The 23,420-nt window shown below is 58.7% G+C and carries 23 protein-coding genes; 18 read left to right on the top strand and 5 right to left on the bottom strand.

The annotated features are described in order from the left end of the window. The first annotated feature begins 1 nt into the window (after position 1). The 10 genes from rplO (at position 2) to bfr (ending at position 7,224) form a co-directional block, all read left to right on the top strand. Complete coding sequence (rplO, locus tag AAEZ06_RS02835; protein ID WP_003210066.1) at positions 2 to 439, top strand: 50S ribosomal protein L15; 438 nt, start codon at positions 2 to 4, stop codon at positions 437 to 439. Beyond that, complete coding sequence (secY, locus tag AAEZ06_RS02830; protein ID WP_003210064.1) at positions 440 to 1,768, top strand: preprotein translocase subunit SecY; 1,329 nt, start codon at positions 440 to 442, stop codon at positions 1,766 to 1,768. It abuts the gene before it with no gap. 27 nt (positions 1,769 to 1,795) lie between these two features. Beyond that, positions 1,796 to 1,912: a 50S ribosomal protein L36 gene (gene rpmJ / locus AAEZ06_RS02825; RefSeq protein WP_002555468.1), complete on the top strand. Its 117-nt coding sequence runs from the start codon at positions 1,796 to 1,798 to the stop codon at positions 1,910 to 1,912. Between the two features lie 129 nt (positions 1,913 to 2,041). After that, positions 2,042 to 2,398 (top strand): 30S ribosomal protein S13, encoded by a 357-nt coding sequence (gene rpsM / locus AAEZ06_RS02820; protein WP_003186020.1) that lies wholly within the window; start codon positions 2,042 to 2,044, stop codon positions 2,396 to 2,398. Positions 2,399 to 2,428: 30 nt separating this feature from the next. Further along, positions 2,429 to 2,818, top strand: a complete 390-nt coding sequence (rpsK, locus tag AAEZ06_RS02815; RefSeq protein WP_002555466.1) for a 30S ribosomal protein S11 — start codon at positions 2,429 to 2,431, stop codon at positions 2,816 to 2,818. Positions 2,819 to 2,836: 18 nt separating this feature from the next. Further along, a complete protein-coding gene (gene rpsD, locus AAEZ06_RS02810; RefSeq protein ID WP_133103474.1) occupies positions 2,837 to 3,457 on the top strand; it encodes a 30S ribosomal protein S4 in 621 nt (206 codons plus the stop codon). A 22-nt stretch (positions 3,458 to 3,479) separates the two neighbouring features. After that, positions 3,480 to 4,481 (top strand): DNA-directed RNA polymerase subunit alpha, encoded by a 1,002-nt coding sequence (locus AAEZ06_RS02805; RefSeq protein WP_003176403.1) that lies wholly within the window; start codon positions 3,480 to 3,482, stop codon positions 4,479 to 4,481. Between the two features lie 41 nt (positions 4,482 to 4,522). Beyond that, positions 4,523 to 4,909, top strand: coding sequence for a 50S ribosomal protein L17 (gene rplQ / locus AAEZ06_RS02800; RefSeq protein ID WP_133103473.1), 387 nt, complete (start codon positions 4,523 to 4,525; stop codon positions 4,907 to 4,909). A 246-nt stretch (positions 4,910 to 5,155) separates the two neighbouring features. Beyond that, positions 5,156 to 6,604, top strand: coding sequence for a catalase (locus AAEZ06_RS02795; RefSeq protein WP_350612742.1), 1,449 nt, complete (start codon positions 5,156 to 5,158; stop codon positions 6,602 to 6,604). Positions 6,605 to 6,759: 155 nt separating this feature from the next. Continuing rightward, positions 6,760 to 7,224, top strand: a complete 465-nt coding sequence (gene bfr, locus AAEZ06_RS02790; RefSeq protein WP_350612740.1) for a bacterioferritin — start codon at positions 6,760 to 6,762, stop codon at positions 7,222 to 7,224. 65 nt (positions 7,225 to 7,289) lie between these two features. Here the strand turns inward: bfr and uvrA are convergent, their stop codons facing one another. Continuing rightward, on the bottom strand, positions 7,290 to 10,124 hold the full coding sequence (gene uvrA, locus AAEZ06_RS02785) for an excinuclease ABC subunit UvrA (RefSeq protein WP_149413627.1): 2,835 nt from the start codon (positions 10,122 to 10,124) through the stop codon (positions 7,290 to 7,292). Positions 10,125 to 10,299: 175 nt separating this feature from the next. On the opposite strand from uvrA, the gene AAEZ06_RS02780 reads away from it, so the two are divergent. The 3 genes from AAEZ06_RS02780 (at position 10,300) to tam (ending at position 13,140) form a co-directional block, all read left to right on the top strand. Next, positions 10,300 to 11,694, top strand: a complete 1,395-nt coding sequence (locus tag AAEZ06_RS02780) for an MFS transporter (protein ID WP_149413626.1) — start codon at positions 10,300 to 10,302, stop codon at positions 11,692 to 11,694. A gap of 9 nt (positions 11,695 to 11,703) precedes the next feature. Next, complete coding sequence (locus tag AAEZ06_RS02775) at positions 11,704 to 12,228, top strand: single-stranded DNA-binding protein (RefSeq protein ID WP_133103468.1); 525 nt, start codon at positions 11,704 to 11,706, stop codon at positions 12,226 to 12,228. Positions 12,229 to 12,375: 147 nt separating this feature from the next. Beyond that, entirely contained in the window at positions 12,376 to 13,140 is a 765-nt protein-coding gene (gene tam, locus AAEZ06_RS02770; protein ID WP_149413625.1) for a trans-aconitate 2-methyltransferase, read from the top strand. 23 nt (positions 13,141 to 13,163) lie between these two features. Here tam and AAEZ06_RS02765 read toward each other — a convergent pair whose 3' ends face one another. Next, positions 13,164 to 13,724, bottom strand: a complete 561-nt coding sequence (locus AAEZ06_RS02765; RefSeq protein WP_149413624.1) for a cysteine hydrolase family protein — start codon at positions 13,722 to 13,724, stop codon at positions 13,164 to 13,166. Between the two features lie 96 nt (positions 13,725 to 13,820). Here AAEZ06_RS02765 and AAEZ06_RS02760 point away from each other — a divergent pair, with 96 nt between their 5' ends. From AAEZ06_RS02760 to AAEZ06_RS02750, 3 genes are all read left to right on the top strand, one after another. Continuing rightward, positions 13,821 to 14,813 carry a GlxA family transcriptional regulator gene (locus AAEZ06_RS02760; protein WP_149413623.1) on the top strand — a complete coding sequence of 331 codons (993 nt, stop codon included), beginning with the start codon at positions 13,821 to 13,823 and terminating at the stop codon, positions 14,811 to 14,813. Positions 14,814 to 15,086: 273 nt separating this feature from the next. After that, positions 15,087 to 16,196, top strand: coding sequence for a DUF3182 family protein (locus AAEZ06_RS02755; RefSeq protein WP_149413622.1), 1,110 nt, complete (start codon positions 15,087 to 15,089; stop codon positions 16,194 to 16,196). Further along, positions 16,186 to 16,941, top strand: coding sequence for an alpha/beta hydrolase family protein (locus AAEZ06_RS02750; RefSeq protein ID WP_149413621.1), 756 nt, complete (start codon positions 16,186 to 16,188; stop codon positions 16,939 to 16,941). Before AAEZ06_RS02755 ends, AAEZ06_RS02750 begins: the two co-directional genes overlap by 11 nt. A 2-nt stretch (positions 16,942 to 16,943) precedes the next feature. Here AAEZ06_RS02750 and AAEZ06_RS02745 read toward each other — a convergent pair whose 3' ends face one another. The 3 genes from AAEZ06_RS02745 to AAEZ06_RS02735 are packed head-to-tail and all read right to left on the bottom strand — an operon-like array spanning position 16,944 to position 19,973. After that, a complete protein-coding gene (locus tag AAEZ06_RS02745; RefSeq protein WP_149413620.1) occupies positions 16,944 to 17,912 on the bottom strand; it encodes a lysylphosphatidylglycerol synthase domain-containing protein in 969 nt (322 codons plus the stop codon). Further along, a complete protein-coding gene (gene clsB / locus AAEZ06_RS02740; protein ID WP_149413619.1) occupies positions 17,890 to 19,197 on the bottom strand; it encodes a cardiolipin synthase ClsB in 1,308 nt (435 codons plus the stop codon). The genes AAEZ06_RS02745 and clsB overlap by 23 nt, the downstream gene beginning before the upstream one ends. After that, positions 19,194 to 19,973 (bottom strand): endonuclease/exonuclease/phosphatase family protein, encoded by a 780-nt coding sequence (locus AAEZ06_RS02735; RefSeq protein ID WP_149413618.1) that lies wholly within the window; start codon positions 19,971 to 19,973, stop codon positions 19,194 to 19,196. Before AAEZ06_RS02735 ends, clsB begins: the two co-directional genes overlap by 4 nt. Positions 19,974 to 20,270: 297 nt before the next feature. Between AAEZ06_RS02735 and AAEZ06_RS02730 the strand changes: the two genes are divergently transcribed. Next, positions 20,271 to 22,373: a mechanosensitive ion channel family protein gene (locus AAEZ06_RS02730; RefSeq protein ID WP_149413617.1), complete on the top strand. Its 2,103-nt coding sequence runs from the start codon at positions 20,271 to 20,273 to the stop codon at positions 22,371 to 22,373. Positions 22,374 to 22,535: 162 nt separating this feature from the next. After that, on the top strand, positions 22,536 to 23,420 hold the full coding sequence (locus tag AAEZ06_RS02725; RefSeq protein WP_149413616.1) for a sugar nucleotide-binding protein: 885 nt from the start codon (positions 22,536 to 22,538) through the stop codon (positions 23,418 to 23,420).

Below are 23,420 nucleotides of genomic sequence, written 5' to 3'. Positions count from 1 at the left end.
GATGAAACTCAATGATCTGAGTCCAGCGCCGGGTTCCCGTCGTGAAAAGCATCGTCCGGGCCGTGGTATCGGTAGTGGTTTGGGCAAGACCGGTGGCCGTGGCCACAAAGGTCAGTCCTCCCGCTCCGGTGGCACTATTGCTCCAGGCTTTGAAGGCGGTCAACAGCCGCTGCATCGTCGCCTGCCGAAATTCGGTTTCGTTTCCCTGAAAGCCATGGATCGCGCAGAAGTGCGTCTGTCCGAGCTGGCCAAAGTGGAAGGCGACATCGTTACCGTGCAGACCCTGAAAGATGCCAACGTGATCAACGTCAACGTACAGCGTGTGAAAATCATGCTGTCCGGTGAAGTGACTCGCGCTGTCACTATCGGCAAGGGAATCGGCGCCACCAAAGGTGCGCGTTCGGCTATCGAAGCAGCTGGCGGCAAGTTCGAGGAATAAATGGCTAAGCAAGGTGCTCTCTCAGCGCTCGGCAAAGGCGGTATGTCTGAACTTTGGGCTCGTCTGCGTTTTCTGTTCCTGGCGATTATCGTCTACCGAATAGGCGCACACATCCCGGTTCCAGGTATCAATCCGGACCGACTCGCAGACCTGTTTCGACAGAATGAGGGGACCATTCTTAGCTTGTTCAACATGTTTTCCGGCGGCGCGCTGGAACGGATGAGCATCTTTGCACTGGGGATCATGCCGTACATCTCGGCATCGATCATCATGCAGCTGATGACCGCCGTCAGCCCGCAGCTGGAGCAGTTGAAGAAGGAAGGTGAAGCTGGCCGTCGCAAGATTAGCCAGTACACCCGCTACGGCACTGTCATTCTCGCCTTGGTCCAAGCTATCGGCATGTCCGTTGGCCTGGCCGGGCAGGGTGTTGCGTTCACTGGTGACTTTGGCTTCCATTTCGTTGCGGTATCCACATTTGTGGCTGGTGCGATGTTCATGATGTGGCTGGGTGAGCAGATTACTGAGCGCGGTGTTGGTAACGGTATCTCGATGTTGATTTTCGCAGGTATCGTCGCCGGTCTTCCGAGAGCAATTGGGCAGTCTTTCGAGTCTGCGCGTCAGGGTGATATCAATATCTTCGCCCTGGTTGCCATCGGTTTGCTGGCAGTAGCGATTATCGGTTTTGTGGTGTTCATTGAGCGTGGTCAGCGTCGTATTGCTGTTCACTACGCCAAGCGTCAGCAGGGCCGCAAGGTTTTTGCTGCGCAGACCAGCCACTTGCCGCTGAAAGTGAATATGGCCGGGGTAATTCCTGCTATCTTCGCGAGCAGCATTTTGCTGTTTCCGGCTTCGTTGGGTGCCTGGTTTGGTCAGTCTGAAGGTATGGGCTGGTTGCAGGACATCTCGCAGTCGATCGCTCCTGGTCAGCCGTTGAATATTCTGCTGTTTAGTGCAGGGATTATTTTCTTCTGCTTCTTCTATACGGCGTTGATGTTCAATCCGAAAGACGTAGCGGAAAACCTGAAGAAGTCCGGTGCCTTTATTCCGGGCATCCGTCCAGGTGAGCAGTCTGCGCGCTACATTGATGGCGTTCTGACTCGCTTGACCATGTTCGGTGCTCTATATATGACGGCCGTGTGTCTGCTGCCCCAGTTCCTGGTGGTTGCGGCAAACGTTCCGTTCTACCTTGGGGGGACCTCGTTGCTGATCGTGGTCGTGGTTGTGATGGACTTCATGTCTCAAGTACAATCGCACCTCGTTTCGCACCAGTACGAATCCCTGATGAAGAAAGCCAACCTGAAGGGTTACGGCAGCGGCATGTTGCGCTGAGTACCCATAAGGTTCGAGGAGTTGGTGATGAAAGTTCGTGCATCGGTGAAAAAGCTGTGCCGTAACTGCAAAATTATTCGCCGCGAAGGTGTTGTTCGAGTAATTTGCAGCGCGGAACCGCGTCACAAACAGCGCCAAGGCTGAGTGTGATCCGCTTGAAGCCCGGCAGCTAGTGCGCTGCCGGGTTGATTATTTGTTATTACAGCGATATTATCTCGCGCCCTATTTCTTGGCTTCCGGGGCGTAGGTAGCTGTCAATTGGAGTCCCACTGAATGGCCCGTATTGCAGGCGTTAACATTCCAGATAACAAGCACACTGTTATCTCGCTGACCTACATCTATGGTGTTGGTCGCACTACTGCGCAGAAAATTTGCGCAGTGACTGGGGTAAACCCAGCCGCAAAGATCAAAGATCTGAGCGACGAGCAGATTGAACAGCTGCGTGGCGAAGTGGCGAAGTTCACCACTGAAGGTGACCTGCGTCGCGAAATCAACATGAAAATCAAGCGTTTGATGGACCTCGGTTGCTATCGCGGTCTGCGTCATCGTCGTGGTCTTCCAGTACGCGGTCAGCGTACCAAGACTAACGCGCGTACCCGTAAAGGTCCGCGTAAGCCGATCCGCAAGTAATCGCCCCAGCGAATCGACAGGAAATTAATCATGGCAAAACCTGCTGCTCGTCCTCGTAAAAAAGTTAAAAAGACAGTGGTTGATGGCATCGCCCACATCCATGCTTCTTTTAACAACACCATCGTGACCATTACCGACCGTCAGGGTAACGCGCTTTCTTGGGCTACCTCCGGTGGTTCGGGTTTCCGCGGTTCTCGCAAGTCCACCCCGTTCGCTGCTCAAGTAGCTGCTGAACGTGCTGGTCAAGCTGCGCTGGAATATGGCCTGAAAAACCTCGACGTTAACGTCAAAGGTCCAGGTCCAGGTCGTGAGTCTGCTGTCCGTGCATTGAACGGCTGTGGCTATAAGATCGCCAGCATCACCGACGTGACGCCAATCCCGCACAACGGGTGCCGTCCGCCGAAGAAGCGCCGCGTGTAATCCAGGAGATTGTAAAGAATGGCTCGTTACATTGGTCCAAAATGCAAACTCGCTCGTCGCGAAGGCACCGATCTCTTTCTGAAGAGCGGCGTGCGCGCGATCGAATCGAAGTGCAACATTGAAGCAGCACCTGGTATCCACGGCCAACGCCGCGGTCGCCAGTCCGATTACGGCACCCAACTGCGTGAAAAGCAGAAGGTCCGTCGTATCTACGGCGTTCTCGAGCGTCAATTCAGCGGCTACTACAAAGAAGCTGCTGGCAAGAAAGGTGCAACCGGTGAAAACCTGCTGCAACTGCTCGAATGCCGTCTGGACAACGTTGTATACCGTATGGGCTTTGGTTCGACTCGTGCCGAATCCCGTCAGCTGGTATCGCACAAATCCGTCAGCGTAAACGGCCAAACCGTTAACGTCCCGTCCTACCAGATTCGTGCTGGTGACGTGGTCGCGATTCGCGAGAAAGCAAAAAACCAACTTCGCATTGTCCAAGCTCTCGATCTGTGTGCCCAACGTGGCCGCGTAGAATGGGTAGAAGTAGACACTGAGAAGAAGTCGGGCGTTTTCAAGAACGTTCCTGCTCGCAGTGATCTGTCCGCCGACATCAACGAAAGCCTGATTGTCGAGCTCTACTCCAAGTAAGGGCTAGAAAATAGGTGCATCCATGCAGATTTCGGTAAATGAGTTCCTGACACCCCGTCACATTGATGTGCAGGTTGTCAGTCCAACCCGCGCCAAGATCACTCTCGAGCCTCTCGAGCGTGGTTTTGGCCACACCCTGGGCAACGCGCTGCGCCGCATCCTGTTGTCCTCAATGCCCGGCTGTGCAGTAGTCGAGGCCGAGATTGACGGTGTGCTCCACGAGTACAGCGCCATCGAAGGTGTACAGGAAGACGTAATTGAAATCCTGTTGAACCTTAAAGGTCTGGCTATCAAGCTGCATGGCCGTGACGAAGTTACGCTGACCTTGTCGAAGAAGGGTTCGGGGGTGGTTACCGCTGCCGATATTCAGCTGGATCATGATGTCGAGATCGTTAATCCCGATCACGTAATCGCTAACCTGGCGTCTAACGGCGCCCTGAACATGAAGCTCACCGTAGCTCGTGGTCGTGGTTATGAACCGGCCGACTCGCGTCAGAGCGATGAAGACGAAAGCCGCAGCATTGGTCGCTTGCAGCTTGACTCTTCGTTCAGCCCGGTTCGCCGTATCGCATACGTGGTGGAAAACGCCCGTGTCGAGCAGCGTACTAACCTGGACAAGCTGGTTATTGATCTGGAAACCAACGGTACTCTAGATCCTGAAGAGGCTATCCGCCGCGCTGCAACCATTCTGCAACAGCAGTTGGCTGCGTTCGTCGACCTCAAAGGTGATAGTGAGCCAGTGGTAATCGAGCAAGAAGACGAGATCGATCCGATCCTGCTTCGCCCGGTTGACGATCTGGAACTGACTGTACGTTCGGCTAACTGCCTTAAGGCGGAAAACATTTACTACATCGGCGACCTGATTCAGCGTACCGAAGTAGAACTGTTGAAGACTCCGAACCTGGGCAAGAAATCCTTGACTGAAATCAAGGACGTTCTGGCCTCCCGCGGTCTGTCCCTCGGCATGCGCCTCGACAACTGGCCGCCTGCAAGTCTTAAGAAGGACGACAAGGCGACTGCCTGATCGTCGTAATCACCGAACGTGAGTTTGGTAAGGAATGAACCATGCGTCATCGTAAAAGTGGTCGTCACCTGAGCCGTACCAGCTCGCACCGCAAGGCCATGTTTCAAAACATGGCGGTGTCGCTGTTTGAGCACGAGCTGATCAAAACTACACTGCCGAAAGCTAAAGAACTGCGTCGCGTTGCTGAGCCGCTGATCACTTTGGCCAAGACAGACAGCCTGGCTAACCGCCGTTTGGTTTTCGACCGTACTCGTTCGAAAGTTATCGTTGGTAAGCTCTTCAACGACCTGGGCAAGCGTTATGCTACCCGTGAGGGTGGCTACCTGCGCATCCTCAAGTGCGGTTTCCGCTCTGGTGACAACGCGCCTATGGCGTACGTTGAGCTGATCGATCGTCCAGTTGGCGGTGAAGCTGTATCCGCTGAGTAAGACGTCAGTCTGTAACGAAGAACCGGGCCTAGGGCCCGGTTTTTTGTGCCTGGAAAAAAGGCGTCTATATTTTTGAGTCACTGCCACCTCCACAATCAAGGCAATAGCTATGTGCACTGACGGATCGTTAGTTATTTTCTATCAAAGACCATAATTTAATGAATTTGATGGTGTCACCCTGATGGTCAATACTCCCTCCCAGCCGATTAGCCGGCAGTTCCAAGACTGACCTGAGGAAGATTGAGCATGAGCCAGACTAAAGTCCTTACCACCGCCAGCGGCGCGCCCGTTGCGGACAATCAGAATTCCCGTTCCGCAGGCCCCCGTGGCCCGCTGCTGCTCGACGACTTTCACCTGATCGAGAAGCTTGCGCACTTCAACCGTGAAAACATCCCGGAGCGTCGCGTACACGCCAAAGGCTCGGGTGCCTACGGTACCTTCACCGTCACTCAAGACATTACGCAGTACTCCAGCGCCAAGCTGTTCGAGACTGTGGGTAAACAAACGCCGACCTTTCTGCGCTTCTCCACCGTTGGCGGCGAACGCGGTTCGGCTGACACCGAGCGCGACCCGCGTGGTTTCGCCTTGAAGTTCTACACCGAAGAAGGCAACTGGGACATCGTCGGCAACAACACTCCGGTGTTCTTCATCCGTGATCCATTGAAATTCCCTGACTTTATCCACACTCAAAAACGTCTGCCGCAAAGCAATTTGAAGAGTGGGCAGATGATGTGGGACTTCTGGTCCCACTCCCCTGAGGCGCTGCACCAGGTCACCATCCTGTTTTCGGACCGAGGCATCCCGGACGGCTACCGTCACATGCACGGCTTCGGCAGCCACACCTATAGCCTCATCAGCGCCACGGGTGAACGGCACTGGGTGAAGTGGCACTACAAGACCAAACAGGGCATCAAGAACCTCGCGCCTGCTGACGCAGCACGGCTGGCCGGTACCGATCCTGATTACGCCCAACGCGACCTGTTCGGAGCTATTGAGCGCGGTGATTTCCCGAAATGGCGCGTCTGCATCCAGATCATGACCGAAGCTCAGGCGAATACTCACTATGAGAACCCCTTCGACGTGACCAAGACTTGGTCGCAAAAAGAGTTCCCTCTGATCGAAGTGGGTGAGCTGGAGCTGAATCGTAACCCGCAGAACTACTTTGCTGAAGTGGAGCAGGCCGCGTTTGGTCCAAGCAATATGGTCCCAGGTGTAGGCCTGTCGCCAGACCGTATGCTGCAAGGCCGTGTGTTCGCTTACGCTGATGCTCACCGCTACCGTATCGGCACCAATCACCAGCACCTGCCGGTGAATGCACCACGCAGTCCGGTCAACAGCTACCAACGAGACGGTTCAATGGCGTTCGGTAGCAACGGCGGCGCGGCTCCCAACTACGAGCCAAACAGCTACGCCGACGCGCCGAAGCAAGCTGCGCAGTTCGCCGAGCCTGCCCTGGCCCTGAGCGGTGCGGCTGACCGTTACGATCACCGTGAAGACACTGACTACTATAGCCACGCTGGTGCGCTGTTCCGCCTGATGAACGATGAGCAGAAAACCCTGCTGATCAACAACATCGCCGGGGCTATGGCTGGAGTTTCCAGCGATGTAGTCCAGCGCCAATTGCAGCATTTCTTCAGGGCAGACTCTGCTTATGCAGAAGGTGTCGCATCTGCACTGGGTGTATCGCTTAACTAACTCTAAGTGATAAGCAGAACCGCCCTCATTTGGGCGGTTTTTGCGTTATTTCAGCTGATTTTCTCTGAATATCATCGCTTTTCTGCCGTTGGTCCCGTGACCTGCAGGTCATCATGGTTCAAACTACAGTCTTTCAAGCAGGGAGATGTAGGGCGATGCAAGGTCACCCCGACGTAATCGATTACCTCAACACGTTGCTGACGGGCGAACTGGCAGCTCGTGACCAATATTTCATTCACTCGCGGATGTACGAAGACTGGGGCTTTACTGAGCTCTACGAACGTATCAACCACGAAATGGAAGAAGAGGCACAGCACGCCGACGCGCTAATGCGCCGCATCCTGATGCTCGAAGGCACGCCACGTATGCGTCCCGACGATCTGGATACCGGCACCACGGTGCCTGACATGCTCGCCAGCGACTTGCGCCTTGAGTACAAGGTCCGTGCTGCACTGTGCAAGGGCATTGAGCTCTGCGAGCAGCACAGCGACTATGTCACCCGGGAAATCCTGCGGGTGCAGTTGAATGACACTGAAGAAGATCACACTTACTGGCTTGAGAAACAGTTGGGTCTGATCAAGTTGATCGGTCTGGAAAACTACCTGCAATCGCAGTTCTGATTCCGCCGGCATCAAAAAAGCCCCTGTCACCTCAACGGTGACAGGGGCTTTTTCATAAGCCTGGATCAGGCCTTGTCGCGAGCCAACAATGCCTTGAGATAGAAGCCAGTGTGAGACTGCGTCATCTCCGACACTTGTTCCGGTGTACCGACGGCAATGATCTGCCCACCTTTGGAGCCGCCCTCAGGGCCGAGATCCACCAGCCAGTCGGCAGTCTTGATCACGTCCAGGTTATGCTCAATCACGACCACTGTATTGCCGTGGTCGCGCAAGCGATGCAGCACGTCCAGCAACTGCTGGATATCAGCGAAGTGCAGACCGGTGGTCGGCTCATCAAGGATATACAGGGTCTTGCCGGTATCGCGTTTGGACAGCTCACGAGACAGTTTCACCCGCTGTGCCTCGCCACCGGACAAGGTAGTCGCCGATTGCCCCAGCTTGATGTACGACAGGCCGACATCCATCAGCGTCTGCAGCTTGCGCGCCAGTGCCGGGACCGCATCAAAGAACACTCGCGCTTCTTCAATCGTCATTTCCAGCGTTTCGTGGATGTTCTTGCCCTTGTACTTGATCTCCAGGGTTTCACGGTTGTAGCGCTTGCTCTTGCATACATCGCACGGCACGTAGATGTCCGGCAAAAAATGCATCTCTACCTTGATCAGGCCATCGCCCTGGCAAGCCTCACAGCGTCCACCCTTGACGTTGAAGGAGAAACGCCCTGGGCCGTAACCACGGGAGCGGGACTCCGGTACGCCAGCGAACAGCTCGCGAATCGGCGTGAACAGCCCTGTGTAGGTCGCCGGGTTGGAGCGCGGTGTACGCCCAATCGGGCTCTGGTCAATATCGACCACCTTGTCCAGATGCTCCAGGCCCTTGATGCTGTCGTGAGCCGCGGCCTCCAGGGTGGTCGCGCCGTTCAGTGCGGTAGCGCTCAAGGGGTACAGCGTGTTGTTGATCAGTGTCGACTTGCCAGAGCCGGACACGCCGGTCACGCACGTCAGCAGGCCCAGCGGAATCTCCAGGTCGACATTGCGCAGATTGTTGCCACGTGCCCCCTTGAGGTGCAGCGCCATCTTCTTGTTGCGTGGGGTGCGTTCGGCTGGCACGGCAATCTTCACCCGACCTGACAGGTACTTGCCGGTCAACGAGTCAGGATGCGCCATGACTTGCGCTGGCGTGCCCTCGGCAACAATATGCCCACCATGCACGCCCGCGCCGGGACCGATGTCGACGACATAGTCGGCCAGGCGAATGGCATCCTCGTCATGCTCGACCACGATCACGGTATTACCGATGTCCCGCAGGTGCTTTAGCGTACCGAGCAAACGGTCGTTGTCGCGCTGATGCAAGCCGATGGACGGCTCATCGAGGATGTACAGCACTCCTACCAGGCCGGCGCCAATCTGACTCGCCAAGCGAATCCGCTGCGCTTCACCACCGGAAAGGGTGTCGGCGCTGCGGTCCAGTGACAGATAATCCAGGCCAACGTTGACCAGGAATTGCAGGCGCTCACGAATTTCCTTGAGGATCTTGTCGGCAATTTCCCCGCGGCGACCGGTCAGTTTTAGCGTGCCAAAGTATTCGCAGGCATCGCCAATCGGCAAGTTGGTCACTGCCGGCAACGTCTTCTCGCCAACCCACACATGCCGCGCCTCGCGGCGCAGCCGGGTGCCCCGGCAATCCGGGCACGATTGGGTGCTGAGGAACTTGGCCAGTTCCTCGCGCACACTGGCCGACTCGGTCTCGCGGTAGCGCCGTTCCAGGTTCGGCACGATCCCTTCGAACGGATGGGAGCGTTTGACGATGTCGCCCCGGTCGTTCAGGTACTTGAAGTCGACGTTCTGCGAACCGCTGCCATGCAGGATGACTTTCTGCTGCTCGGCCGGCAGTTCGTTGAACGGCACTTCCAGGCTGAACTTATAGTGCGAGGCCAATGAGCCGAGCATCTGGAAGTAATAGACGTTACGCCTGTCCCAGCCGCGTATCGCACCCTCCGCCAACGTCAGGTCACCGTTGACCAGACGCTTGATGTCGAAGAATTGCTTAATCCCCAGGCCATCACAGGTCGGGCAAGCGCCGGCCGGGTTGTTGAAGGAAAACAGCTTGGGTTCCAGCTCGCTGATGGCATGGCCGCAGATCGGGCAGGCAAAGCGCGCGGAGAAGATGATCTCTTCGCCGGGCTCGTCGTCCATCGGCGCCACTAGGGCGATACCGTCCGCCAGTTTCAGCGCGGTCTCGAACGACTCAGCCAGGCGCTGTTGCAGATCGGCACGCACCTTGAAGCGGTCGACGACCACATCAATGGAGTGCTTCTTCTGTTTATCCAGCTTGGGCAGCTCGTCCAACTCACAGAGCTTGCCGTTGACCCGCGCCCGGACGAAACCCTGGGCGCGCAACTCTTCGAACACTGAAAGGTGTTCACCCTTGCGCTCGCGAATCACCGGTGCCAGCAGCATCAGCTTGGCGCCTTCCGGCCGGGCCAGTACCAGGTCGACCATTTGGCTGACGGTCTGGGCTTCCAGCGGGATGTCGTGATCCGGGCAGCGCGGAATACCGACGCGGGCATATAGCAGGCGCAGGTAATCGTAGATTTCGGTAATGGTGCCCACGGTGGAGCGCGGGTTATGGGAAGTCGACTTCTGTTCGATGGAGATCGCCGGCGACAGGCCTTCGATGGTGTCGACGTCTGGTTTTTCCATCATCGACAAAAACTGCCGGGCATAGGCCGACAGCGATTCCACATAGCGACGCTGGCCTTCGGCATACAGCGTGTCGAACGCCAGGGACGACTTGCCGGACCCGGACAGGCCGGTAATAACGATCAGTTTGTCCCGGGGCAGGGTCAGGTCGATGTTCTTCAAGTTGTGGGTTCGAGCCCCACGAATCACGATCTTGTCCAAAGTGGCCTCGCACGGCGGGCGTAAACGCAGGAGTATACGGTTAAATACTGGATGAATACACACTATCAAATCACCCGGCGCAGCCTTACATGAAAGCTGCGCGGCAAAGCGCCGCATATACCCTCTCAAACGATGGGACTGATAGAATCGCCGCCGGTTCACACGAGGTTTTTCCATGCACGATCCCCACAGCGAACGCATGAGTGGCAGCGAGACCCGCGCGGCAAGCGGTCTGGCCCTGGTGTTCGCCTTCCGTATGCTTGGCATGTTTATGGTGTTGCCGGTCCTGGCGACCTATGGAATGGACCTCGCAGGCGCGACCCCGGCCCTCATCGGCCTGGCAATTGGGGCCTATGGCCTGACCCAGGCGATTTTTCAGATTCCGTTTGGGTTCATTTCCGACCGCATCGGCCGCCGGCCGGTGATTTACCTCGGACTGATCGTTTTCGCCCTCGGTAGCGTGCTGGCGGCCAATGCCGATTCGATCTGGGGCGTGATCGCCGGACGCGTCCTGCAAGGTGCCGGGGCGATTTCTGCTGCCGTCATGGCGCTACTCTCTGACCTGACCCGCGAACAGCACCGTACCAAAGCCATGGCCATGATCGGCATGACCATCGGGCTGTCATTCGCCGTGGCCATGGTGGTCGGCCCGTTGCTGACCCGTGCCTTCGGCTTGTCGGGGTTGTTCCTGGCCACGGGCGGCATGGCCCTGGTGGGCATCCTGATCGTTGCCTTCATGGTTCCGCGTTCAGCCGGCCCGTTGCAGCACCGCGAGTCAGGCGTCGCCCGCGAGGCGTTGTTGCCCACACTCAAGCACCCGGACCTGCTGCGCCTGGATTTAGGTATCTTCGTATTACACGCAATGCTGATGTGCAGCTTCGTAGCCTTGCCCCTGGCCCTGGTAGAAAAAGCCGGGCTGCCCAAGGAGCAGCACTGGTGGGTTTACCTCACCGCGCTGCTGATTTCATTCTTCGCCATGATCCCGTTCATCATCTATGGCGAGAAGAAACGCAAAATGAAACGAGTTCTACTGGGCTCCGTCGCGACATTGATGCTCACTGAGCTATTCTTCTGGCAGTTCGGCGACAGCCTGCGGGCGTTGGTGATTGGCACGGTGGTGTTCTTTACCGCGTTCAACCTGCTGGAGGCTTCATTGCCTTCGCTGATCAGTAAAGTTTCACCGGCCGGCGGCAAGGGCACGGCAATGGGGGTGTATTCCACCAGTCAGTTCCTCGGTTCGGCCCTCGGCGGGATCATGGGCGGCTGGATGTACCAGCATGGCGGTTTGTCGGTTGTGTTCCTTGGATGCGCCGGGCTGGCTGCACTTTGGCTGGTCTTTGCTGTTACCATGCGCGAACCTCCATACGTCACAAGCCTGCGCCTGCCGTTATCGCCCGAAGCGATTCGTGACGCCGGTCTGGTAGAGCGCCTGAAGGCCGTCGTCGGAGTAACGGATGCAGTCGTGGTGGCTGAAGAAGCCGCCATTTACATCAAATTGGACACCGAATTATTGGATCGCGCGACGCTTGAGCAACTGGTCAATCCAGTGCCGACAGCGCGCCCAGCTTAGGAGAACGTTATGGCCCGTGGGGTTAACAAAGTCATATTGGTCGGTACATGCGGCCAGGATCCCGAAGTTCGCTACTTGCCTAACGGTAACGCCGTGACCAACCTGAGTCTGGCGACCAGCGAACAGTGGACCGACAAGCAAACTGGCCAGAAGGTCGAGAAAACCGAATGGCACCGTGTGTCGATGTTCGGCAAGGTCGCAGAGATCGCCGGTGAATACCTGCGCAAAGGTTCGCAGGTCTACATCGAAGGCAAACTGCAGACCCGCGAGTGGGAAAAAGACGGTATTAAGCGTTACACCACTGAAATCGTGGTCGACATGCAAGGCACCATGCAACTGCTGGGCGGCCGTCCACAGGGCGACCAACAGGGCCAGGGTGGCATGTCCAACTCGGCGCCACGTCCACAGCAGTCCCGTCCGCAGCCAAGCCAGCAGCCTCAGCAGCCTCAGCGTGAGTCGCGTCCAGCGCCACAGCAGGCCGCCCCGCAACCAGCAGCTGACTTCGACAGCTTTGATGACGATATTCCGTTCTAGCGGTCTCTTGAGACCAGGATTATCGAGCAACACCCAAAACCCCCGCAGCCATCGGCTTCGGGGGTTTTTTATTGGGCGCCAGCATTTGTCCTCATGGCTCACAAGATTTAGGCTATCTGCGCCCCCATCAAAGATGAAGGAAAGCCCATGACCTGGTCAGCCAAGCAGTATTCGATGTTCGAACAACAGCGCACACGTCCCGTCCGTGACCTGGTCGCAGCCATTGCGGATGCTGACGTGCGCACGGCTGTCGATCTGGGATGCGGCCCGGGCAACTCCACTGAAGTGCTGGCCGAGCGTTTTCCCGCCGCAGTGGTCACCGGCATGGACAGCTCTGATGACATGCTGGTCAACGCCCGTGAGCGGTTGCCCGCGCTGAACTTCGAGCTGGCGGACATTGGCGCATGGAGCCCGAACCAGCAATACGATGTGATCCTCGCCAATGCCTCGCTGCAATGGCTGGCGGACCACGCCGCGCTTTACCCACATCTGGTGAACCAACTGACACCCGTAGGCACCCTGGCGGTGCAGACCCCGGACAACCTCGATGAGCCGGCCCATCGCCTTGCCCGTGAAGTAGCCGCGGATGGTCCATGGGCAGGCAAGATCGGCACGGTCAAGCACAACGAGCGCCATACGGCGAGCTTCTATTACGAGCTGCTTAGCAAGCATTGCAGCACCGTCGATGTGTGGCGCACCACCTATCACCACCCGTTGGCCGGCGGTCATGGCGCCGTGGTGGAGTGGTTCAAAGCGTCGGCGCTGCGTCCGTTCCTGGCGCCGTTGGACGAGACTGAGAAAAGCGCTTTCCTCGATGCTTACCTGGCGCGGATCACTCAAGCGTATCCGGCCTTGGCCGATGGCACCGTATTGCTGCCCTTTCCGCGGCTGTTCATCATCGCCACTCGGTAAGTATTCAAGCGATCAAGTGGCGGTCACGCTGGCGCTTGAGCTTGCAAGAATTCATCTGTCGACACCACGCTGGCATACGCAAACCCCAATGATGACATGAAGGCAGCATGCACCTGAGCCGCTGGCACGGTCATACCGTTGAACTCCAGATCGCGGGTGGCGCAGGCGTCGTGGATCACTGTCACGCTGTAGCCAAAATCCGCTGCTGCACGCACCACGCCATCGATGCACATATGGCTCATGCTGCCGACCACCACCAACTCGGTGATGCTGCGCTGCTCCAGCAGTGTCCTCAGGTTGGTTTCGCGAAAGGAATTGACGAAGTGCTTGAGCACGACAGGTTCGCCGGCCTGATTCAGCACCTTGGGATGCAGATGCGCGCCTTCGGAACCCGGTGTGAAGAAGGGCGCATCTTCGTTGGTGAACTCGTGACGAATATGGATTACCGGCTTACCGGCCTGGCGAAACGCCTCAAGCACCTGCGCCGCCTTGTCTGCCGCCGCTTCAACGCCGCTCAGTGGCCACTTGCCTTGGGGGAAGTAGTCGTTCTGGATATCGACTAGGATGAGCGCTTGCTGGGTCATGGTTGTTTCCTCGTGAATAACTGTGGCGTCCAGTATCGTGGCTGGCGAGCCGTCCGGGGATTGGCCGCACCGACAATAGCAGGGGGAAAACTGACAATGGCTTTGGAACGCACGGTCGTCGAGGTGGGCGTCCTGATCTATAGCGGTGCGCAAATGGCTGCCGTACATGGCTTGACTGACCTGTTTGGCGTGGCCAACCGTATCGCCGCCGAGCATCAGTCCGAGCAGTTGCCATTACTGCGCGTCAGCCATTGGCGGGCCGATGCCAGCGAGGTGCCAAACCGGGTGTTCGACAGCTTGCCGGGCCCAGGCCAGCACTTGATGGCGGTGTTGATCCCTCCCTCGATTGGCGAGTTTTCCGAAGAGCAGGGGCCGCCGCAACTGCTTGATTGGCTCCGCCAGCAACATGCTGGCGGGACGATCCTGGGTGGTGTGTGCATCGGCTCGATTCTGTTGGCTAAAAGCGGTTTACTGGACGGTCGTAGCGCGACCACCCATTGGTCTTCGGCCAAGTCCTTTGCCGCCCGTTACCCGGCGATTCGCCTGGAAGCCGACAAACCCATCGTCGACGACGGCGACATGATTACCACCGCCGGGTTGATGGCCTGGTCCGAATTGGGCTTGCGCCTGGTGGACCGCCTGCTCGGCCCGAGTATTGCCGCCAGCACTGCGCGTTTCCTGGTGATCGAGCACAGCGACAGCGCCAGCCAGTGCGGCAGCAACTTTGCGCCGATCCTCAGCCATGGTGATGGGGCGATTCTCAAGGTGCAGCATTGGTTGCAGGCCAGTGGTGCGGTGGATGTTTCTTTAGCGGCGATGGCGCAAGAGGCTGGCCTGGAGGAGCGTACGTTCCTGCGGCGATTTCGCAGCGCCACTGGTTTGAAACCCACCGAATACTGCCAGCACCTGCGGGTCGGCAAGGCGCGGCAGATGCTGGAATTCACCAACGGTACCCTCGACCACATCGCCTGGACCGTGGGCTATCAAGACCCCAGCACCTTTCGTGCCCTCTTCAAGAAAATCACCGGATTGGCGCCCAGCGATTACCGCAACCGCTTTGGTGTGAACCCCACCAGCGTCAGGGTTTGATTAAGCGTTGTTGTCGATCACGCCACGGCAGATGGAGAGGTTGCCGGTCTTGGTGCAGACCTTGCTGCTGAATCGGATAAACCGGGCAGGTTCGAAGCGCTTTTTCGACCATCCTCAGTAACAGTACTCGTGCAAAATGCGCGGCGCAAAATCTGCGATCGTGCAAAATAAACGCCGCCAAACCCATTCGTCTGCCGCGAATGGGCGGCTTGCCCGGTTGGCGCGATCCCTGCACCTTCGAGTCCATTGCAGGACTCACCGAAGGGGAGAGCCATGACCCGAAACAGCCCGGCAAAACTGGTGGTCGCCCACTCAACGCGTCCCTCGGCGCCCCAGCACGAGGTCGAGACCAATAAGGCCCTGGCCCGCTGGCTGGCGCAGATACTGGGATGGGAGTTCGGCGGCAGCTATGACCCCGCGCGTCACAGCGAGCGCAACCTGTACCTCGTACCGACGCAAACTCTGGTGGGGCCTGCCCAGGCGCTGAAATTGGGCATCAAAGGCCCCGAAGACTTGTGGGGTGGTTATGTCGACCACGACTTCATTTGCACCAAGGCCATCAGCCACGGCCTGCGCAGCAAGGACGCATTTACCCCTGAAGGCTGGTCGCAGTTGTTCTCGGAGCGCGTTCGCACCGCGGTATTGGAGGGCCTGAGCGTATTTGCCCTGGCTGACGCGCGACCAGCCGCCGCCCACTTGCTGTGCAGCGGCCCGGTTCGTCTCAAACCGGTGCACGCCTGCGCCGGTCGCGGCCAGGAAGTGATCGAGAACATCGACCAATTCGACGCGATTCTGGCCCGGCCCAATGCAGCGAAGCTGTTTACCGAAGGCGTAGTACTGGAGCAGGACTTGCGCGATGTGATCACCCACAGTGTCGGCCAGAGTTTTATCGGCGATCACGTCTTCAGTTACTGCGGCGATCAATACTTGACCGAGGACGGGCAGGGCGAAGCGGTCTACGGCGGCTCCAACCTGCTGGTGGTCCAGGGCTATTACGAAGACTTGCTCGCACTCGACCTGCCCGATGACATGCGCCTAGCCATCGAGCAGGCGCAAACCTTCGATAATGCCGCAGACGAGGCCTATCCCGGTTTTTATGCCTCGCGGCGTAATTACGACATCGCCCAGGGGCTGGACAGCGAAGGTAAACAACGCAGCGGTGTGCTGGAACAATCCTGGCGTATGGGCGGGGCCAGCAGCGCGGAAGTTGCGGCGCTGCAAAGCTTTATCAAACACCCCTACCTGCGGGTGATTCGTGTGTCATCCGTGGAAACCTACACGGATCAAGTGCTACCCGCCGATGCCATCGAGGTCTATCGCGGGCCGGCGGAAAACAGCGACTTTCTTCTCAAGTACGTAACGGTCAAATCATATGACGGCTAGAAGCGAAACCATTGGGATCGATATCGACGACGAACAGATGAGCGGGACATTCCTCAGTCCCAAATCGAAAGTACCGGGGGTGTTGTTTGTCCACGGTTGGGGCGGCAGCCAGGAGCGAGACCTGGAGCGGGCCAAAGGCATCGCCGGCCTCGGTTGCGTGTGCCTGACCTTTGATCTGCGCGGGCACGCCGGTAACGGCATTCCATTATCGCGGGTCACCCGTGAAGACAACCTGCGCGACCTACTGGCAGCCTACGACCGGTTGTTGGCGCACCCGGCCATCGACACCTCGGCAGTGGCGGTGGTGGGCACCAGCTATGGCGGCTACCTGGCCGCGATTCTCACCTCGCTGCGCCCGGTGCGCTGGCTGGCGCTGCGGGTGCCGGCGCTGTACCGCGACGAGGAATGGCTGATGCCCAAGCGCGACCTGGACAAGGCCGACTTGTTGGATTACCGCAGCGCCCTGGTGCACGCCCAGACCAACCGCGCCCTGCATGCCTGCGCGGCGTTTACCGGTGATGTGCTGATTGTCGAGTCGGAAACCGATGACCATGTGCCCCACGCCACCATCATGAGCTACCGGGCGGCCTGCCAGCAGACTCACTCGCTGACCCACCGGATTATCGACGGTGCCGACCATTCGTTGAGCGATCCGGTATCGCAGCAGGCCTACACCTCAATCCTGGTGGACTGGATTACCGAGATGGTGGTGGGTGAGCGGCTCAGCATCATTCAGTCCCGATGACTTCATGGGGGCGTCTTCTTCACCCGCAATGCCTTGGCCTTTGCCTCCACACCGAGGTACATCACCAGGGCCACCAGCAGCGGCAAAATAAAATAGATCGCCCGGTAGGCTATCAACCCAGCCAGCAAGCTGCCTCGCGACGCTTCATGCTGCAACAACGCGATAAACACCGCTTCGAGCACCCCAAGCCCGGCTGGGATGTGCGTCACTACCCCGGCAATGCTGCTGATCAATAACACGCCGAGTACCACCGGATACTCCAGTTGCTTGGGCAACAAGGTAAAAATAACCGCCGCCATCAGCGACCAGTTCAACGTGCCGAGTGCCAGTTGCAACAGCGCCATGCGCAGCGACGGCAGGTTGATTTCAATCCCCCGCACCGACCACGCCCGCCGCTGGGAAAACCGGCACGCCGCCAGGTAACCCGCACTCATCAGCAACAGCAGCACGCCCACCCCTTGCAGCGCACCGCTGCTGAGTTTCCACCCCGGCGGCAACGTCACCAGCCCGCTGCTGAACACCACGCCGGCCAGTGCCATGTAGCCGAACCAATTGGTCGCCAAGCTCAAGCCGAGGATTTTCGCGATATTGCCGTTGCTCACCCCAAGCCGCGAATACAGCCGATAACGCATGGCGATACCGCCGACCCAGGCGCTGAGGTTGAGGTTGAACGCGTAGCTGATGATTCCCACCGGCAGGATCTGTTTCCAGCGCAACGGCTGGCGGATGTAGGTGCGGCCGATCAGGTCGAAGCAGGCATACACCAGGAAACTGCACAGGGTCAGCCCGGCCGCAATCAATAAGGTGCGCAGCTTGAAATCGCCTAATGTGTCGAACACTTCGCTCCAGTCGATGCGCCGGGCGAGCAGGGTAAACAGCACGATCAGCAGCAGGAAAAACACCACCGTCAGTGGCTTCTTCCAACGCTTGAAACCGTGTCGGCCGGTATCAGCCGCGTGGGCTTGAGTCATGGTCCTGGCTCCCGGTGTGTTCATGGACGAAAGGTTTCAAGCGTGGCTTGTGAGCCGGCAGCGAGCCGATCCACACCGGGAAATGGCGCAGCACGTGAAACACCACAAAACCCACCGTCACCCGCCATAGCCAGCCGCGCGGCGTACGGTTTTCCGGCATGGTCGTGCAGTGATTTTTGCTCAGCACTTGCAGGCGCTCGAACAGCTGTTGATTGAACACTCGATCACGAATCAGCACATTGGCTTCCAGATTCAGCGACAGGCTCAGCGGATCAAGATTGCTTGAACCCACGGTGCTCCATTGCTCGTCCACCAGCGCCACCTTGCCGTGCAGCGGGCGGTCGCAATACTCGTGGATCACCACGCCATCCTTGAGCAAGTAGTCATAGAGCATGCGTGCTGCCAGCTTGGCCATCAGCACATCCGGCTGGCCCTGCATGATCAGTTGCACCTGCACCCCGCGCCGGGCGGCGTTGCGGATTTCCCGCAGCAGGCGGTAGCCGGGAAAGAAGTAGGCGTTGGCGATCACCACCCGCCGCTGGGCCTTGCGCAGAGCGTGCAGGTAGGCCTCTTCAATGTCCGAACGGTGTTGCAGATTGTCGCGGTAGATCAGCCGCACCATGCCGTCTGCGACTCCCGATTCCCACGACGAAGGCTGTTGTTCGCGCCGGCGCCAGCCTCGTCGGGTGCGCACTTGGCGACCGCTTTGCGCCAAGGCGAAGTGATGCAGGTCGGCCACCGCCGGGCCGATCACTTGCACCGAGTAATCCTGCTTGGCCTCGGGGCCGAAATCCCCCAGGTGATCGGCCGAAAAATTGATCCCGCCGATAAACGCCACGGTAGCGTCCACCACCACGATCTTGCGGTGCAGGCGACGAAACCAATTAGTGCGAAAACCCAGAGTCTTGGACGCTGGGTCGAATATTTGCACGGTTACGCCAGCCTCGGCCAGCTCGCTGAGAAACGCCGCACTCAGCTCGCCGCAACCAAAACCATCAAGGCTGACCACCACCTTGACCCCGCGCTGCGCCGCCTCGATCAGGATGCCTTGTAGCTCATGGCCGACCTTGTCTTCGAAGAGGATAAAGGTCTCCAGCAGAATCTCCCGCTGGGCCTGGCGCAACGCGTCGAAGACCTTGGGGAAATAGGCCTCGCCGTTTTCCAGCAGCTCAACCTGGTTGCCACGCTGCCAGCCATAGTCCAGATCCCTGGCCGCCGAATCGTCCGGCGGTTGGTCGGTAGCGATGTGTTGCACCGCGACTTTTTCCACCGGGGCGCTGCTCATAGCTCGATCTCCACCGACAGCGGGGCGTGATCTGACAGATGGGACCAGGGCCGGGTGCTCAGCACCTGAGGTTGGTGAGCCTTCATATTGCGCACATAGATGCGGTCTAGCCGTAGCAACGGCAGGCGCGCCGGGAAAGTGCGGGCCAGTTTGCCGTGGGCTTCGACGAACACTTCCCGCAGCCCGCTTTGGCTGAGATCGGCTTGCTGGCGCCAGTCATTGAAATCTCCAGCGACGATCAGCGGTGCGTCGGCGGGAATCTCGGCGATACGGTGCGCCAATAGCCTCAACTGCTGTTGGCGATGAACCTCGCGCAAGCCGAGGTGGACGCAGATTGCGTGTACGTCCTGGGCGTTGCCGGGCAGTCGCAACACGCAATGCAACAACCCGCGGCTTTCGTGGCCGCTCTGGGAAATGTCGAGGTTGTCGTAGCGGATGATCTGAAATTTTGACAGCAAGGCATTGCCGTGATCGCCATAGGGGTACACCGCGTTGCGACCGTAGGCGAATTGCGGCCAGATGCTGTCGGCGAGGAATTCGTACTGAGGCATGGTTGGCCAGTTGCTGTAGCGCTTGGGATGGCGCTCGTGGGTGCCGTGGACTTCCTGGAGGAACACCACGTCGGCGGCAACGCTGCGCACCGCCTCGCGCAACTCAGGCAGGATGAAGCGCCGATTGAGGGCGGTGAAACCCTTGTGGGTGTTGACCGTCAGCACTGTGAAGCGAGTGATGGCGGCGGCGGGCGTGACGGGTACCCCTTCTGGAATCGCGGCCATGGTTGCTCCCGTGCGTGCGTGATGTTTTTGATGACCTCCGTTCTAGGGTGACTGTGATTTTCCAGAGAAAGTTTCGACGGGCCTACAGACGGCACACATCCAATGTGTGCTGTCGATGATGATTCAGTGCCCGCCCACCACCCGTGTCGAGGTTTGGCTTATGCGGAAAAATAGAGGTATTGGCATTTGATATTTGCCTGGCGAGCAAAGATCGTTCCCACGACGAACTCGGAGTGGGAACGATCAGGCCCAAAACCCGTCAGTTCCTTACAGACCTTTGTGAAGGAGTCCGGTGTTTTGTTGAATTTTAAGACTGCACTTCTGCTTGGCGCGTTGCTGTTTTGCGGCAGTGGCGCACTGCAAGCCGCCGATCCAGCGCCTGAGTCCGAGGCACCGGCCAAGCCGGAGTTGCTGGTCGAAGGCGGCCTGCTCGGCGCCATCAGCTCCAGTATTGACGAGGTGCAGGAGACGCTCGACCTCAACCAAAACCTCGTAGACGCATGGCGCCTGCGCACTGACCGCGCGGCAGATGAGGTGGGGCGTCTGCTCAACCAGCCTTCCGAGCGATCACCGTGGAGCGTGGCCGGGGATTTCCTGATGTTGTCCGGCGTGTGGGTCGGCGCCTTTGTGCTGTTGACCCTGCTGGGCCGGTTGATTGTCAGTCGCCTTAGCCATCACCGCCTTATCCAACCTCGGCAGCGGCTCCAGGCTCTGCTCGGTTACCTGATTCCCTACACGATCCCGGCGTTGATCTGCCTGCCGCTGACTCTTTACGCCAGCCATTTCCTGCCGACCTCCGTAGGCCGCGCGCTGGCGCTGTGTTTTGCCTACGCCACCAGCAGCGGTATTTTCTCCACGTCGGTGCTGTTGGGCGTAATCGTGATGTTCAACGTCGGCCACAAGCGCCCGGCGGTACAGATTATTCGCGACTACTGCCCCAAGCCGCTGTTTCTGATTGGCTTCCTCGCCGCCCTCAGCGATGCCCTGACCAGCCCGCAGATCGCCCGCCAACTGGGCGGCAACATCACCAGCAGCCTCGCGGTATTTGCCGGGCTGTTTGCCTCGGTAATTTTCGGCCTGCTGGTGATTCGCCTGCGCCGCCCGGTGGCGCATTTGATCCGTAACCGCCCCCTGACGCAGCGCCTGAAGCATCCAGCCTTGCAGCAATCGTTGCGAATTTTTTCCGGGCTGTGGTTCTGGCCAATCCTACTGATGGTGCTGGTCTCGGCGATTAATCTGATCGGTGCCGGCGAAGACAGCCAGAAAGCCCTGCGTTGCGCCTTGTTCACCACGATTCTGCTGATTGGCACGGTGTTTCTCAGTACCGTGCTGCAACACCTGTTCAAATCTCGCAGCACCGTGGCCATCCAGCGCAGCAGCGCCTACAAGGAGCGTTTCCTTAGCTTGTTGCATGCGGTATTGCGCATTGCCATGGCCATCGCTTTTATCGAAGTCCTCGGACGGATCTGGGGCGTGTCGCTGTTCGAGTTCGCTCAGCGCAACGCCGTAGGCCGGGCTATCAGCGATTCGTTGAGCAGCATCGGCTTGATCCTGCTGATGACTTGGCTGTTTTGGGTGGTGCTCGACACGGCGATCCAGGAAGCATTGAAACCGCCGGTCAACAAGCGCTCCAGCCGCCAGCCCAGCACGCGGGTGAAAACCATCCTGCCGCTGCTGCGCAATGCGGTGAAGATCATCCTGGTGGTGATCTGTGCGATTACCACCATGGCCAACCTGGGCATAAACGTCGCGCCGCTGCTGGCCGGTGCCGGGGTGGTTGGTCTGGCCATCGGTTTTGGTTCCCAGCAACTGGTGCAGGACGTGATCACCGGGCTGTTCATCATCATCGAAGACACCCTGTCCATCGGCGATTGGGTGGTGCTTGACTCCGGTCACGCCGGCACCGTCGAAGGCCTGACCATCCGCACCCTGCGCCTGCGGGACGGCAAGGGTTTTGTGCACTCGGTGCCGTTCGGCCAGATCAAGGCGGTCACCAACCAGTCGCGGCAATTTGCCTATGCGTTCTTCTCGGTGCAGTTCACCTACGACACCGATGTCGACCAGGCCGTGGAGCTGATCCGCGAGGCCGGGCAGTCGATTCGCGACGACGTATTCCTCAAATACAACCTGCAAGGGCCGCTGGAGGTGTTTGGCGTCGAGAAAATGGACCTCAACGGCGTGGTGCTGACGGCGCAGTTCCGCACTGTGTCGGGTGGGCAATACGCGGTCAGCCGGGCGTTTAACCAGCGGCTGAAAAAGCTTGTGGATAACTGCGCGTGGGTGCACTTCGCACAAACTTACCCACAGCAGGTGATGGTGCCTCAGCGAGTTGCCCAGGTGGATGAACCGGAAGATGACGGGACGCCGCCGGTGCTGACGGAGCAGCCGCGAACCCAATGACTATGCAGGTTATGCCAGGCCCATTGCAGGGCAGCGCACTTTATAAGTGACGGTTGCGCTACAAACCCGCAAAATGCAACGATTCTGGCAAATGCCAGCGACATGGCTACCAAGCCTGTCGATAATAGCCATCGTTCCAAACAGACCGGGCCTGCTTAATCTATGCGAATGCGCCTTATGTTACTGGGCGGCGGGAATGCCCTCGGGCAGGCGCTGATTCGCCTCGGTGCGGAGGAAGACGTCGGTTTCCTCGCCCCGCGTCCGCCCCAAGACGGCTGGGATGCCGCGAGCCTCACCCAATTGCTCGACGACACCCGTCCCGATGCCTTGATCAACCTTGCCTACTATTTCGACTGGTTTCAGGCGGACACGGTTAGCGAGGCTCGCTTGGCCGGGCAGGAATTTGCCATCGAGCGGCTGGCCGAATTGTGTCAGCACCACAACATCACCCTGTTGCAGCCTTCCAGCTATCGGGTGTTCGACGGCTCCCGTGCCACCGCCTACAGCGAAAAAGACGAACCCGTGCCGTTGGGTCTGCGGGGCCAGGCCTTGTGGCGAATTGAACAGAGCGTGCGCGCCACCTGCCCGCAACATGTGCTGCTGCGTTTTGGCTGGCTGTTGGATGACAGCATGGATGGCACCCTCGGGCGCTTTCTGGGCCGAGCCGAAAAACCTGAAGAGTTGCTGATGGCCGACGACCGGCGCGGCAATCCGACGCCGGTGGACGATGCGGCGCGGGTGATTATTTCCGTGCTCAAGCAACTCGATTGCTCCGCGCCGTTGTGGGGCACTTACCACTACGCCGGGCACGAGGCGACCACGCCGCTGGCACTGGGGCAGGCGATCCTTACCGAAGCGCGTAATTTCCATACGCTGGCCGTCGAAGCCCCCACCGCCCAGGCCCACGCGGCACGGCCGGATGCCGCTGATGAGCCGCAGCATGCGGTATTGGCCTGCAAGAAAATCCTTCATACCTTCGGTATCAAACCCCGCGCCTGGCGTGCCGGGTTGCCGGCGTTGCTGGATCGGTTTTACCGACATAGCTGA

Source organism: Pseudomonas sp. HY7a-MNA-CIBAN-0227, assembly GCF_040310325.1.
GTDB lineage: Bacteria > Pseudomonadota > Gammaproteobacteria > Pseudomonadales > Pseudomonadaceae > Aquipseudomonas.
The sequence above is the reverse complement of the archived record's forward strand: the minus strand, read 5'-3'. Positions and strand labels throughout refer to the sequence as shown.

Excerpts from the sequence above, each read along its gene's own strand:
- AAEZ06_RS02765 (WP_149413624.1), bottom strand. The coding sequence starts at position 13,724 with ATGACCCAGCAAGCGCTCATCCTAGTCGATATCCAGAACGACTACTTC.
- rpmJ (WP_002555468.1), top strand. The coding sequence starts at position 1,796 with ATGAAAGTTCGTGCATCGGTGAAAAAGCTGTGCCGTAACTGCAAAATT.
- AAEZ06_RS02745 (WP_149413620.1), bottom strand. The coding sequence starts at position 17,912 with ATGACTCAAGCCCACGCGGCTGATACCGGCCGACACGGTTTCAAGCGT.
- AAEZ06_RS02775 (WP_133103468.1), top strand. The coding sequence starts at position 11,704 with ATGGCCCGTGGGGTTAACAAAGTCATATTGGTCGGTACATGCGGCCAG.
- bfr (WP_350612740.1), top strand. The coding sequence starts at position 6,760 with ATGCAAGGTCACCCCGACGTAATCGATTACCTCAACACGTTGCTGACG.
- rpsM (WP_003186020.1), top strand. The coding sequence starts at position 2,042 with ATGGCCCGTATTGCAGGCGTTAACATTCCAGATAACAAGCACACTGTT.
- AAEZ06_RS02735 (WP_149413618.1), bottom strand. The coding sequence starts at position 19,973 with ATGGCCGCGATTCCAGAAGGGGTACCCGTCACGCCCGCCGCCGCCATC.
- rpsK (WP_002555466.1), top strand. The coding sequence starts at position 2,429 with ATGGCAAAACCTGCTGCTCGTCCTCGTAAAAAAGTTAAAAAGACAGTG.
- rplQ (WP_133103473.1), top strand. The coding sequence starts at position 4,523 with ATGCGTCATCGTAAAAGTGGTCGTCACCTGAGCCGTACCAGCTCGCAC.
- rplO (WP_003210066.1), top strand. The coding sequence starts at position 2 with ATGAAACTCAATGATCTGAGTCCAGCGCCGGGTTCCCGTCGTGAAAAG.
- AAEZ06_RS02725 (WP_149413616.1), top strand. The coding sequence starts at position 22,536 with ATGCGAATGCGCCTTATGTTACTGGGCGGCGGGAATGCCCTCGGGCAG.
- rpsD (WP_133103474.1), top strand. The coding sequence starts at position 2,837 with ATGGCTCGTTACATTGGTCCAAAATGCAAACTCGCTCGTCGCGAAGGC.
- AAEZ06_RS02750 (WP_149413621.1), top strand. The coding sequence starts at position 16,186 with ATGACGGCTAGAAGCGAAACCATTGGGATCGATATCGACGACGAACAG.
- AAEZ06_RS02780 (WP_149413626.1), top strand. The coding sequence starts at position 10,300 with ATGCACGATCCCCACAGCGAACGCATGAGTGGCAGCGAGACCCGCGCG.
- tam (WP_149413625.1), top strand. The coding sequence starts at position 12,376 with ATGACCTGGTCAGCCAAGCAGTATTCGATGTTCGAACAACAGCGCACA.
- clsB (WP_149413619.1), bottom strand. The coding sequence starts at position 19,197 with ATGAGCAGCGCCCCGGTGGAAAAAGTCGCGGTGCAACACATCGCTACC.
- AAEZ06_RS02760 (WP_149413623.1), top strand. The coding sequence starts at position 13,821 with ATGGCTTTGGAACGCACGGTCGTCGAGGTGGGCGTCCTGATCTATAGC.
- AAEZ06_RS02795 (WP_350612742.1), top strand. The coding sequence starts at position 5,156 with ATGAGCCAGACTAAAGTCCTTACCACCGCCAGCGGCGCGCCCGTTGCG.
- secY (WP_003210064.1), top strand. The coding sequence starts at position 440 with ATGGCTAAGCAAGGTGCTCTCTCAGCGCTCGGCAAAGGCGGTATGTCT.
- AAEZ06_RS02805 (WP_003176403.1), top strand. The coding sequence starts at position 3,480 with ATGCAGATTTCGGTAAATGAGTTCCTGACACCCCGTCACATTGATGTG.
- AAEZ06_RS02755 (WP_149413622.1), top strand. The coding sequence starts at position 15,087 with ATGACCCGAAACAGCCCGGCAAAACTGGTGGTCGCCCACTCAACGCGT.